We start from the raw sequence: 13,517 nt of genomic DNA on the forward strand, positions 1-13,517 counted from the left end.
AACCATAGAGAGAAAAATGATGAAAATTTTAATGGTACTGACTTCTCACGACGAACTGGGCAACACCGGTAATAAAACCGGCTTCTGGCTGGAAGAGTTTGCTGCCCCTTATTACACCTTTAAAGACGCCGGTGCCGAGCTGGTGCTCGCCTCCCCTGCGGGCGGTCAGCCGCCTCTCGACCCGAAAAGCGATCTGGCCGATTTTCAAACCGAGCTGACGCATCGCTTTAAAGCAGACCCTGCCGCACAGCAGGAACTGGCCAATACGGTAAAACTCGATACCGTCAACGAACAGGATTTCGATGCCGTCTTCTATCCTGGAGGTCACGGCCCGCTCTGGGATTTGGCGGAATCCCCCGTCTCTATCGCGCTCATCGAAGCCTTTGTTCGCGCCAACAAGCCGACTGGGTTTGTCTGCCACGCACCGGGCGTACTGATTCATGTGAAAGCAGAAAATGGCGACGCGCTGATTAAAGGCCGCAAAGTGACGGGCTTCACCAACGGTGAAGAAGAAGCGGTTCAGTTGACGGACGTGGTGCCTTTCCTGATTGAGGATGAGTTCAAGAAACTCGGCGGACTATACGAAAAAGGCCCAGACTGGGCACCGTACCTCGTTGAAGACGGCAAGCTAATCACCGGCCAGAACCCAGCAAGCTCGGAAGTCGTTGCTAAAGCGATTATCAAGCAGCTGGCTTAATCAATACTCGCGGTATCGGAACGTTTTTCAACGTTGCGCAGCAACGGCCCGTAGGGTGAAGGACAGGGATGTCCTTCATAAAAAAATCCAGAAACGTTTTCACGCTTCTGGATTTTTATGGTTAATCACGTTGGCGTATATCAGGCCGTTTTATCCGCGGTCTGACGACACCAGAAACGTAATTACTGGCCTTTAACTTCTTTCAGGCCATTGAACGGTGCAGCATTACCCAGCGCTTCTTCGATACGAATCAGTTGATTGTATTTAGCAACACGGTCAGAACGGCTCATAGAACCAGTCTTGATCTGGCCAGCCGCTGTACCAACAGCCAGGTCAGCGATGGTGGCATCTTCAGTTTCACCTGAACGGTGAGAGATAACAGCCGTGTAGCCTGCATCTTTCGCCATTTTAATTGCAGCCAGCGTTTCGGTCAGAGAACCGATCTGGTTGAATTTGATCAGGATGGAGTTAGCGATGCCTTTCTCGATACCTTCTTTCAGGATCTTGGTGTTGGTTACGAACAGATCGTCACCAACCAGCTGGATTTTGTCGCCCAGAACTTTAGTCTGGTACGCGAAGCCAGCCCAATCAGATTCGTCCAGACCGTCTTCGATAGAGACGATTGGGTACTGTTTGGTCAGATCTTCCAGGAAGTGAGTGAACTCTTCAGAGGTGAACGCTTTGTTGCCTTCGCCAGCCAGAACGTATTTACCGTCTTTGTAGAATTCAGACGCTGCACAGTCCATCGCCAGCGTGATATCTTTGCCCAGCTCGTAGCCTGCTGCTTTCACCGCTTCTGCGATAACGGCCAGCGCTTCGGCGTTAGAACCCAGGTTTGGCGCATAGCCACCTTCGTCACCAACAGCCGTACCCATACCTTTGGATTTCAGAACTTTAGCCAGGGTGTGGAACACTTCAGAACCCATACGGATGGCTTCTTTCAGGGTTTTCGCGCCAACAGGCTGAATCATGAACTCTTGGATATCAACGTTGTTATCCGCGTGCTCGCCGCCGTTGATGATATTCATCATTGGCAGTGGCATGGAATATTTACCTGGGGTGCCGTTCAGTTCAGCGATGTGAGCATACAGCGGCAGGCCTTTTGACGCTGCTGCTGCTTTAGCGGCAGCCAGAGAAACAGCCAGAATGGCGTTAGCACCGAACTTGGATTTGTTCTCAGTACCATCCAGATCGATCATGATCTTGTCGATGTTCGCCTGATCTTTCGCATCTTTACCCAGAACAGCCTGAGCAATCGGGCCGTTAACAGCAGCAACGGCTTTCGTTACGCCTTTGCCCAGAAAACGGGATTTGTCACCGTCACGCAGTTCCAGCGCTTCGCGAGAGCCAGTAGAAGCTCCTGATGGCGCAGCAGCCAGACCTACAAAACCACCTTCCAGATGAACTTCCGCTTCAACAGTTGGGTTTCCGCGTGAATCGATGATTTCACGGCCGATGACTTTAACAATTTTGGACATTAGATTTTCCTCAGTACAAGTTAAACTAAAACTTTAGATAGAACTAAAACCCTAGACGAACAACGCGCGATAGCGATCGCGCGTTGCTGATATAACTCTTACTTCACCTGACGCTTCTGGTACGCGCCAGCGGCTTTCACAAAGCCGGCAAACAGGGGATGTCCATCTCGCGGCGTTGACGTGAATTCTGGGTGGAATTGACAGGCAACGAACCAGGGATGATCGGGTAATTCAACAATCTCCACCAGTTTGCGGTCGGCGGAAAGACCAGCAACCCGTAATCCCGCCGCTTCAATCTGTTTCAACAGCATGTTGTTAACTTCATAACGATGACGGTGACGTTCGATAATCGTCTGCTCACCGTACATCTGACGCACCAGACTGCCTTCGGTCAGATGGCATTGCTGCCCGCCAACGCGCATGGTGCCGCCCAGATCGCTAGCTTCATCACGGACTTCAACATTGCCGTTCTCATCACGCCATTCGGTGATCAGCGCAACCACCGGATACTTACAGTCTGGCATAAACTCCGTTGAGTTTGCGCCTTCCATTCCGGCAACGTTACGGGCAAATTCCATTAATGCGACCTGCATCCCCAGGCAAATGCCCAGATAAGGGATATTGTTCTCACGGGCGTAGCGCGCCGACATGATTTTCCCTTCGACGCCACGATAGCCAAAACCGCCTGGAATCAGGATAGCATCTAAATCTTTCAATACTTCGACACCACGGGTTTCAACATCCTGTGAGTCGATCAGCTTGATATTTACCGTCAGGCGGTTCTTCAACCCGCCGTGTTTCAGGGCTTCAATAACGGATTTGTAGGCATCTGGCAACGCAACATATTTGCCGACCATACCGATAGTCACTTCGCCGCCCGGATTGGCTTCTTCGTACACAACCTGTTCCCATTCTGACAGGTTTGCTTCGGGACAGTTCAAGCTGAATCGTTTACAAATATAATCGTCCAGCCCCTGTGATTTCAATAGCGACGGGATTTTATAAATCGAATCAATGTCTTTAAGGGAGATTACTGCTTTTTCCGGCACATTACAGAATAAAGCAATTTTTGCACGCTCGTTGGCCGGCACAGTGCGGTCGGAACGGCAAATCAGCACGTCGGGCTGAATACCGATGGAAAGCAGTTCTTTAACGGAGTGCTGCGTCGGCTTGGTTTTCACTTCGCCCGCCGCCGCCAGATACGGCACCAGCGTCAGGTGCATAAACAGCGTGTGTTCGCGGCCCACTTGCACCGCCATCTGCCGAATCGCTTCAAGGAACGGCAAAGATTCGATATCACCGACGGTACCGCCGATTTCGACCAGAACCACATCGTGGCCTTCGCCACCTTCAATGATGCGCTCTTTAATCGCGTTGGTGATATGTGGAATCACCTGAATAGTCGCGCCCAGATAGTCACCACGACGCTCTTTGCGCAGGACATCAGAGTAAATACGGCCAGTGGTGAAGTTGTTGCGGCGCGACATTTTAGTGCGGATGAAACGCTCGTAGTGACCCAAATCCAGATCGGTTTCGGCGCCGTCTTCGGTGACAAACACTTCACCGTGCTGCGTCGGGCTCATCGTGCCCGGATCCACGTTGATGTACGGGTCCAGTTTCATGATGGTAACGTTGAGGCCACGGGCTTCAAGAATAGCCGCCAGAGAGGCTGCGGCAATGCCTTTACCCAGAGAGGAAACGACCCCGCCGGTCACAAAAATATAATTAGTTGTCATGCTGAACCTGAGAGTTTAGGTTTAAAGACGATGGAGGTACCAAGACGGGAAAGTAGTATACCTGAACCTGATGAACGCCACAAATGTTCGTTTTACACAATGTGGCGATTCCAACACACTCGAAGGCGAGATAAAACCGCCCTTATCTCAACCAATAATTACCTTTAATAACAATACAATAAACGCATTAAAATCGATAAAAATACGGTTTGTGATTAAAAATGGATTAATGGCCTATTTCCTGTTTTTTCACCTGTTGCCATGCGGCTTCCATTTCATCCAGCGTCGCCTGTTCCAGCGTTTTTCCCGATGCCGTAACGATTTGTTCTACCTCACGAAAACGACGAGTGAACTTGCGATTTGCCGCCTGCAATGCAGTCTCAGCCTTGTGCCCCAAGTGACGAGAGAGATTGACTGTGGCGAACAATAAATCACCAATCTCTTCACCTAATTTTTCTTCATCGACAACGGCTTGCCGCGCCTCAAACATCACCTCATCGATCTCTTCATACACTTTATCGAGCACCGGGCCCAGGCTGTCCCAATCGAAGCCCACAGACGCACAACGCTGCTGAATTTTTTGCGCTTTCATCAGGGCAGGCAGCGCATCAGGAATGTCATCCAACGGCGAGTAACGATCTTTCTCGGCACGCTCCTGCGCTTTGGTCTGCTCCCAGTTTGCCAGCACGGCATCGCTGTCCGTCAGCGTCAGGTCGCCGAAGATATGCGGGTGGCGGCGTTCCAGTTTGTCGCTGATGGCGTTACACACGTCGGAGAAATCGAACAAGCCCTTTTCCTGCGCCATTTGTGCGTAAAACACCACCTGAAACAGCAAATCCCCTAACTCACCGCGCAAATCATCAAAATCCTGACGGCTGATGGCATCCAGCACTTCATACGTTTCTTCCAGCGTATAGGGCGCGATGGTGTCAAACGTCTGTTTCTTGTCCCACGGGCAGCCGTTTTCAGGATCGCGCAGGGTTTTCATGATGGCGAGCAGGCGCTCGACGGGGGGTAAGTTCGTCAAAGATACGGTCATAATATTCCTGAAAATCAAAAATTATTTTTACGAAGATTGCAGACAAGCTGGAGAGGTTTCGTGCGCGATACATTCCAACGAGCATTTCCGCAACTGCGTCGCGCCCGACACGGGCGTCCAATCGACGCCGCCCCGTGACCCCAGTCTTTTACGCGAGAATTACGCCGCTTCACGGTGCCTTCGGAAATACAGTCATCTGGCGGACCGTCGCTGACGCGTTCCCTACGCGGCAACGACTTTCGTGGCATCCATGCCACTCATCCTGGATGGCTGTGTTTCCTCAGCGTAATTTTTACGCTTGAGGCAAAACACAAAGCCATCATTTACGCCCCCTGCTGGCGCCGCGCATCAATCACATCCGGCAGTTGGTTGAGTTTCGCCAGAATGCGACTCAGCACCTGCAGGTTGTAGATCTCGATATCCATATCAATCGTGGCCAACTGCTGCTTGGTGTCGCTGCGGCTGGCGACGCCCAGTACATTGACCTTCTCATTCGCCAGAATCGTGGTGATATCCCGCAGCAGCCCGCTGCGATCGTTGGCAATCACCCTCACCACCAGCGAATAACCGCTGGAATAGCTTTCGCCCCAGACGGCATCGACAATGCGTTCCGGCGAGCTGGCGCGCAGTTCGTCCAGTTGTTCACAGTCGGCACGGTGAATAGAAATGCCCCGTCCACGCGTGATGAACCCGGTGATCTCATCGCCCGGAATCGGCTGACAGCAGCGGGCAATGTGGTGCATCAGATTGCCGACACCTTCTACCACCACACGGCCATTGTTCTTCGTGTTACGTGCCGCTGGCTGATGAGATTTTTGCGTCAACTGGCGCAGCGCTTCACGATCCAGTTCTTCCGCACTCGGCTGTTTTAGCTGCGATTGCAGGAAATTCACCATCTGGTTCAGGCGAACATCACCGCCGCCAATAGCAGCCAGTAACTCATCCAGCGAATTCACGTTGTAGCGTGGCAGCAGCAGTTTTTCGGCTGCTTTCAGGCTGACACCCAGATGCGCCAGTTCGTCATCCAGGATCTGTCGACCCGCCAGAATGTTCTTGTCGCGATCTTGCTTACGGAACCAGTTCTGAATCTTCGAACGTCCGCGGCTGGTGGTGATATACCCTAGATTCGGGTTCAGCCAGTCACGGCTCGGGTTCGGTTGCTTCTGGGTGATGATTTCAATCTGATCGCCCATTTGCAGTTGGTAGGTAAACGGCACGATACGTCCGCCGATTTTCGCCCCGATGCAGCGGTGCCCGATATCACTGTGGATGTGATAGGCAAAATCCAACGGCGTGGAGCCCATGGGGAGATCCACCACATCGCCTTTCGGCGTAAAGACATAAACCCGATCGTCAAACACCTGGCTGCGGACTTCGTCCAGTACGTCATTCGAATCCGCCACTTCTTCCTGCCAGGCAAGCAGTTTACGCAGCCAGGCAATGCGACCTTCGTAGCCGGAACGTCCGCCCACAGAGGTGCCTTCTTTGTATTTCCAGTGTGCTGCGACGCCCAGTTCGGCATCTTCATGCATCTGCCGCGTACGAATCTGGATTTCGAGCGTCTTTCCGCCCGGCCCTAGCACCACGGTGTGGATGGACTGATAACCGTTTGGTTTAGGGTTAGCGACGTAGTCGTCAAACTCGTCCGGCAGATGGCGATAGTGGGTATGCACAATACCGAGCGCACCGTAGCAGTCCTGCAAGCGTTCAACGACAATACGTACCGCGCGCACATCGAACAGCTCATCGAACGACAGCGCCTTCTTCTGCATCTTGCGCCAGATGCTGTAGATATGCTTGGGACGACCATAGATTTCCGCCTGCACGCCCTCTTCTTTCATCGCGTTGCGCAGCGTTTTGACAAAATCGTCAATGTACTGCGCGCGATCGATACGGCGCTCGTGCAGCAGTTTAGCGATTTTTTTATATTCATCAGGATGCAGATAGCGGAAGCAGAAATCCTCCAGCTCCCACTTCAACTGGCCGATACCCAGGCGGTTAGCCAGCGGCGCATAGATATTGGTACACTCTTTGGCTGCCAATACCCGTTCTTCTTCCGGGGCATCCTTCACTTCACGCAGGTGCGCAATCCGCTCCGCGAGCTTGATCACCACGCAGCGAAAATCTTCCACCATCGCTAGCAGCATGCGGCGGATGTTATCAACCTGCTCAGATGCGCCGGAATCATTCTGCGTCGCTTTGAGCTGGCGGATTGCATCCATATCGCGCACGCCATGCACCAAATCAACGATGTTTTTCCCAAACGCGGCTTCCAGCGTCGCCTCATCGACCACGTTCGCATCGGCCAGCGGAAAGAGCAGCGCCGCGCGCATGCTGTCATTGTCCATGCTCAGCGTGGACAGGATTTCCACCATTTCGATGCCACGCCACAGCAGTAGCGGCGCATCAGCGTGATCTTGCGTTTGCTGCTCACAGTAACGCCAGGTTTCAGCTAAACGTTCGCACGATTGCTGGCTGGAAATACCCAGTGAAGCAATCCACGCGTCAGTGACAAATTCACCTGCCGTATTCAAATGCGCACTTCTTACCGCAACCATAATTTCTCCCTACGTTACCCTTCACCTTGCAAACGACGCTGCTTTGCTGCCTATTACGCCTTTCGCGTGCCGGTATCGTGCAAAAACAGTGCCATCGATTCAAGGTGACCGGTATGTGGAAACATATCCAACATGGCGACATTCGCCAGTCTAAAACCCGCAGCCAGTAAGACTTTGCTGTCGCGCGCTAGCGTCGTGGCGTTACAGGAAACATACACCACCCGTTTCGGTGCCAGTCTGGTTATCTGCTCCATCACGCCTGCCGCGCCCGCACGTGCCGGATCAAGTAATATCTTATCAAAACCCTGAGCCGCCCACGGCTGCTGCGTGACATCATCTTCAAGATTTTGATGAAAAAATGTGACATTGGACAGCCCATTGCGTCGGGCATTCTCGCGTCCTTTCTCAACTAACGCGGTCACACCCTCCACGCCGACGACGCTGGCGGCACGCTGTGCCAGTGGTAGCGTGAAGTTACCCATGCCACAAAACAGATCTAATATTCTATCCTGCGGTTGCACATCCAGCCATGCCAGCGCCTGCGCGACCATCTGCTGGTTCACTGCGTCATTGACCTGAATAAAATCGCGCGGGCTAAAGGCCAGCGTCAGCCCGGCAACGTGATAAACCGGCTCTTCACCTTGTAGACACGTCAGCGAGTCGGCATCCGGAGCCAGATAAACCGAAACGCCCTGCTGCTGCGCAAAGTCCCGCAGCGCCTGCTGATCCGATGAATGGAGTGGATCAAGGTGCCTCAGCACCAGCAGCGGACCGTTCTCTGCCTGCACCAGTTCCACATGCCCAAGACGCTTCACCGCCTTTAATCGGCTCAAACAATCGCGCAGCGGTTGCAGCAGCGCTTCAAGCTCGGGGCGCAACACCGGACAGGCTTTGATATCCACCAGATCGTGAGAATTTGACTGTCGATAGCCCATCAACAGACGCTGCTCTTTTGCCTGAAAGTATAACGCAAGCCGCGCGCGCCTCCGATAGGCATAAGGTGTGCCGGCGATCAGCGAGGCTTCAGGCAGCTCTGCGCCCGTTTCGCGCGTCATCAGGCGCACCAATGCAGCCGTTTTGCTGCTCTGTTGCAGCGTGATGTCCGCGTGCTGCTGCTGGCAGCCGCCGCAGCGGGTAAAATGCGGACACAGCGGCGTAACACGCTGCGGGCTAGGCGTCAGAAGGCGTTTAAGTTTTGCATGTGAAAACTGACGCTTCTCTTCCGTCAACTGAACGTCGGCCTGCTCTCCCGGCAGTACGCCCGTGACAAACACCGTCTTGCCGTCGTGACGCGCCACCCCCTGCCCAAACGGATCAAGCGACGTGACTGTAACAGTGAGGTTCTTAGCAGGAATCGCTTTCCGGGTCGTCACACGCCGGTTTGGAGAGTAGAATTGCGCCATAATGTACTATCGATTTTTCTCTTGAGTTGAACGGCTGTACCAGGTACATGCAGTACCCGATAACTAATGACATCATTGGGTGCCCAGCATCCTCTAATTCTCCCACATTGGAACCCCATGACCAAATACAGTCTTCGTGCACGGATGTTGATACTGATTTTGGCACCGACGCTAATGATCGGGCTGCTGCTCAGTTCGTTCTTCGTCATTCATCGTTACAACCAGTTGCAGTCGCAGTTGGCCGATTCGGGCACCAGTATCATTGAGCCGCTGGCGACCATCAGCGCGTACGCCATTACCCATCGCCAGATGGACACGATTCCAGCGTTAATCAATACGCTTCATCGCCGTCACTCTGCGATTATTCGTACCATTAGCGTATTCGATGCGCGTAATCAGCTTCTGGCGACCACCAACATACGCAACAACGTGACATTGCAGCCGCTCAGCGGCGATGCGCTTGCACACAATAAACTGCACCTGCACCACACCAATGACGCGCTGATTCTGCACATGCCGATCGTCAATGACAGCGAATTCATGCTGGGCGGAACAACACCGGTACTGCCCGGGACCGCTACCCCTCTCGGCTATCTGGTGATCGAGCTGGATACCAGCACCATTCGGCTTCAGCAGTATCAGGAAATCTTCATCGCCGCGCTCCTGCTGCTGCTCTCTTTGGGTGCCGCCGTCATCTTTGCCTATCGTCTGATGCGGGATGTCACCACCCCGATTCGTAATATGGTGGATACCGTTGACCGCATTCGCCGTGGGCAGTTGGATAGCCGGGTCGAAGGTTACATGCTCGGCGAGCTGGATATGCTGAAAAACGGCATCAACTCGATGGCGATGTCGCTGACCGCCTACCACGAAGAGATGCAGCAAAATATCGATCAGGCGACCTACGATCTGCGAGAAACGCTGGAGCAGATGGAGATCCAGAACGTCGAGCTGGATCTGGCCAAAAAACGCGCGCAGGAAGCGGCACGCATCAAATCAGAGTTTCTGGCCAATATGTCGCACGAACTAAGAACGCCACTGAATGGCGTGATCGGTTTCACCCGCCAGACGTTGAAGACGCCGCTGAACACCACGCAGACGGACTATCTGCTCACCATCGAGCGGTCTGCCAATAACCTGCTGAATATTATTAACGATGTGCTGGATTTCTCAAAGCTGGAGGCCGGAAAGCTGGTGCTGGAGGATATTCCGTTCTCCCTGCACAACACGCTGGACGACGTGGTGATGCTGCTGGCGCACACGGCACATGAAAAAGGGTTGGAGCTAACGCTCAGTATTCAGAATGACGTGCCCGAACAGTTTGTCGGCGATCCGCTGCGAATACAGCAAATCATCACCAACCTGCTGGGCAATGCGATCAAATTCACCGAACAGGGCAATATCGATATTCGGGTGGAGAAGCGTCGACAGGAACCTCATCAGGTGCAGCTAGAGGTACAAATACGCGATACCGGCATCGGTATTGCCGAGTTACAGCAATCGCAGCTGTTCCAGGCTTTCCGCCAGGCAGACACCAGTATTTCGCGCCGTCATGGCGGTACGGGGCTTGGGCTGGTCATCACCCAGCGTCTGGTCAAAGAGATGGGTGGCGATATCAGTTTCCAGAGCCAGCTCAACAAGGGATCGACCTTCTGGTTCCATATCACGCTGCCGCTCAATCCGCACGCTATGCCGACCGAGCCGGCCTACACGATGCTGCAAGGCAAACATCTGGCCTACGTCGAATCCCATCCCATCGCCGCGCAGGCCACGCTGGATATCCTGAGCCAGACGCCGCTTATCGTGAGCTACAGCCCGACGTTTGAGCAACTGCCGGAAGGGGAATTCGATATCCTGCTGCTCGGTATTCCCGTGCAATATCGCAACTCTCTGCTCGGCTACACGCCCAGACTGCGCGATATCTGCCGCCGCTCACCCTGTGTGATTCTGGTGCTGCCCAGCCTCGCGCAAATGGATGCCGAGCAGTTGAAAACCTTCGGCGTACATGCCTGCCTGAGCAAACCGCTCGCCGCATCACGCCTGCTGCCGCTGTTACAGGACAGCACGCTATTCCAGCTCTCTTTTCTGCCAGACGATACCGCATCGAACCAGAGTCTGGTACGCCATCCCGCCCGTTTACCGCTGAGCGTGATGGCGGTGGATGACAATCCCGCTAATCTGAAACTGATCGGCACGCTGCTGGAAGAGCAGGTCGAGACGATTATCCTGTGCGAAAGCGGACAAGATGCGATTGCACAGGCGGAGCTGCATCAGTTCGACGTTATTCTCATGGATATTCAAATGCCGGGTATGGATGGCATTTGCGCCAGCGAGCTGATCCGCCAGATCCCTCACCATGCCACCACACCGATTATCGCGGTGACGGCGCAGACCATGACAGGTGAGCGAGAACATCTACTGCGTTCGGGTATGGATGACTATCTGGCTAAACCGATCGATGAACAGATGCTGAAAAGCGTGCTGACACGTCATGCTCGGCAGGCTCCGTTGAAGCGTAATCGGGGCGATATGGCGGGATTACTGAACGAGCACGACGATAGTCAGTTATCACTCGACTGGGCGCTGGCGCAACAACAGGCGGCCAACAAGCCAGAGTTAGCACGTGATCTGCTGCAAATGCTGTTGGATTTCTTGCCAGAGGTTCAGCGGAAGATAGAAAACGTGCTGAAGGGCCAGACGGATGATGACATCATCGACTTGGTTCATAAACTGCACGGCAGTTGCAGCTACAGCGGCGTTCCGCGCCTACAACGCATCTGCCGCTATCTGGAACAACAGTTGCGTAAAGGCGTTCACGCCAGCGATCTGGAACCCGAATGGCTGGAGCTGCTGGACGAAATCGACAACGTCAACAAAGCCGCCCAGCCGCATATCAAACCGATGCATTCGTAATCAATATCCCAGCATAGCCCTGTCTTTTTGTCACATGCTATGTGGATGCAGAGACCGTTTCGTGCTCTTTGCTGTTATACGGCGTAAAAAATTATGCTGAGGAGATAGCGGGCTTCGGATGAGCCGCAGGACGCGGCGAAAGCTTGCGCCACGTCGGACAAAAACGCCAGAGACGTTTTTGAACAGCACTCGTGCTGGCCCGAAGGGCGAGCCCCATTTATGGGGCGAGTAAACGTGTCGCAAGCGGTCCGTTAAAGCCTGATATCGACGAAGGTACCGCGTTAGCGGCATAATTTCCGCCGAAAGCCTGGGGTCACGGGGCGAGCGGCGTGTGAGCCGTCCCGTGTCGGGCGCGTGCTGCGAAGTAGCATGAAATAGCCGTATTGTGGCGCACGAAACCGTCTCTCAGTCTGCATAAAAATAAGTAGATAAAAGGTTCTAGACTAACCGTAGCGCCATCGCATTATCGCGATACCGACTGCGCCAGTCGGATCGTGGCGGCGATATTACGTGCCGTCATTCGCACATTCTCTGCCGCATTATCCAGCGCTTCTTCGAGTGAGCAGATGTTGTAAAGCACACTGAATACGGCATCCAGGCCATGTTCATGCACCACGGCGACATCCGCCGTCAGGCTGCCGGCAATGCCAATCACCGGTTTATTATACTGTTTGGCAACCCGCGCCACGCCAATCGGTACTTTGCCGTGGATCGTCTGACTGTCGATGCGCCCTTCCCCGGTAATCACCAGAGTGGCATCTCGTACCAGTTCATCCAGCCCCAACGCTTCCGTAACAATCTCAATGCCCTGACGCAGCTCAGCACCGCAAAAAGCCTGTAGTGCCGCCCCCATACCGCCTGCCGCCCCCGCACCGGGAACGTGTTCCACGTCCATATCCAGGTCGTGGCGAATCACAGCCGCATAATGCTTCAGCGCATTATCCAGCTGTTCAATCATTTCTGGCGTGGCCCCTTTCTGAGGGCCAAAAATCGCCGACGCCCCCTGTTTCCCCGTCAATGGGTTAGTCACATCACAGGCCACTTCAAAGCGACAATTTTTAATACGCTCATCCAGCTCGCTGATATCGATGCGTTCAAGTTTGTCGAGTTCACCACCGCCAAAACCAATCTGTTCACCCTGCTTATCCAGCAACTTCGCGCCCAACGCCTGCACCATGCCCGACCCGCCGTCATTGGTTGCGCTTCCGCCAATTCCAATGATGCAGTGCCGAACACCGTGATCCAACGCGCAGCGAATCAACTCACCCGTGCCATAGCTGGTGGTTTTTAACGGATTACGCAGTTGCGAAGGCACACGCTCCAGACCGCTTGCCGCCGCCATCTCAATAAAAGCCGTTTTTTCATCGCCAGACAGGCCAAAGAACGCATCGATGTTATCGCCTAACGGTCCTGTCACCTTAACATTCACAATCTTGCCATCGGTCGCAGCGACCATTGCTTCAACGGTGCCTTCCCCACCATCTGCAACAGGCAATTTGACATAGCAGGCATCGGGAAATATTTCACGAAATCCCTTTTCAATCTGCGTAGCAACCTCTTGTGCAGACAGACTTTCTTTATAAGAATCCGGTGCGATCACTATTTTCATAAACGATCCGATTTCATCAACGTTCCGATTGCATCAATAATCCGCGCGCTCATGAAACGGCGCTTATACCTGCCAACGTTCAGG

At 53.6% G+C, this 13,517-nt stretch carries 8 protein-coding genes; 2 read left to right on the forward strand and 6 right to left on the reverse strand.

The window, feature by feature from the left end:
* Positions 1 to 19: 19 nt before the first annotated feature.
* On the forward strand, positions 20 to 697 hold the full coding sequence (locus tag H0248_RS13470) for a type 1 glutamine amidotransferase domain-containing protein (RefSeq protein WP_180786384.1): 678 nt from the start codon (positions 20 to 22) through the stop codon (positions 695 to 697).
* A gap of 182 nt (positions 698 to 879) precedes the next feature.
* Here the strand turns inward: H0248_RS13470 and eno are convergent, their stop codons facing one another.
* The 5 genes from eno to rlmD all read right to left on the reverse strand — a co-directional run bounded on the left by eno (position 880) and on the right by rlmD (position 8,911).
* Entirely contained in the window at positions 880 to 2,175 is a 1,296-nt protein-coding gene (gene eno, locus H0248_RS13475) for a phosphopyruvate hydratase (RefSeq protein ID WP_180786315.1), read from the reverse strand.
* A 98-nt stretch (positions 2,176 to 2,273) separates the two neighbouring features.
* The gene (gene pyrG, locus H0248_RS13480) at positions 2,274 to 3,911 is read right to left on the reverse strand and encodes a glutamine hydrolyzing CTP synthase (protein WP_010305827.1); all 1,638 of its coding nucleotides are present in this window, start codon (positions 3,909 to 3,911) and stop codon (positions 2,274 to 2,276) included.
* Positions 3,912 to 4,137: 226 nt separating this feature from the next.
* Positions 4,138 to 4,950: a nucleoside triphosphate pyrophosphohydrolase gene (gene mazG, locus H0248_RS13485; protein ID WP_180786316.1), complete on the reverse strand. Its 813-nt coding sequence runs from the start codon at positions 4,948 to 4,950 to the stop codon at positions 4,138 to 4,140.
* A gap of 323 nt (positions 4,951 to 5,273) precedes the next feature.
* Positions 5,274 to 7,508, reverse strand: a complete 2,235-nt coding sequence (relA, locus tag H0248_RS13490) for a GTP diphosphokinase (protein ID WP_180786317.1) — start codon at positions 7,506 to 7,508, stop codon at positions 5,274 to 5,276.
* Positions 7,509 to 7,561: 53 nt separating this feature from the next.
* The gene (rlmD, locus tag H0248_RS13495) at positions 7,562 to 8,911 is read right to left on the reverse strand and encodes a 23S rRNA (uracil(1939)-C(5))-methyltransferase RlmD (RefSeq protein ID WP_180786318.1); all 1,350 of its coding nucleotides are present in this window, start codon (positions 8,909 to 8,911) and stop codon (positions 7,562 to 7,564) included.
* Between the two features lie 117 nt (positions 8,912 to 9,028).
* Here rlmD and barA point away from each other — a divergent pair, with 117 nt between their 5' ends.
* Complete coding sequence (gene barA / locus H0248_RS13500) at positions 9,029 to 11,824, forward strand: two-component sensor histidine kinase BarA (protein WP_180786319.1); 2,796 nt, start codon at positions 9,029 to 9,031, stop codon at positions 11,822 to 11,824.
* Positions 11,825 to 12,287: 463 nt separating this feature from the next.
* On the opposite strand, the gene H0248_RS13505 is transcribed toward barA, so the two are convergent.
* The gene (locus H0248_RS13505) at positions 12,288 to 13,433 is read right to left on the reverse strand and encodes a glycerate kinase (protein ID WP_039277843.1); all 1,146 of its coding nucleotides are present in this window, start codon (positions 13,431 to 13,433) and stop codon (positions 12,288 to 12,290) included.
* Between the last annotated feature and the right edge of the window lie 84 nt (positions 13,434 to 13,517).

This window comes from Pectobacterium brasiliense, from assembly GCF_013449685.1.
Classification (GTDB): domain Bacteria; phylum Pseudomonadota; class Gammaproteobacteria; order Enterobacterales; family Enterobacteriaceae; genus Pectobacterium; species Pectobacterium brasiliense_A.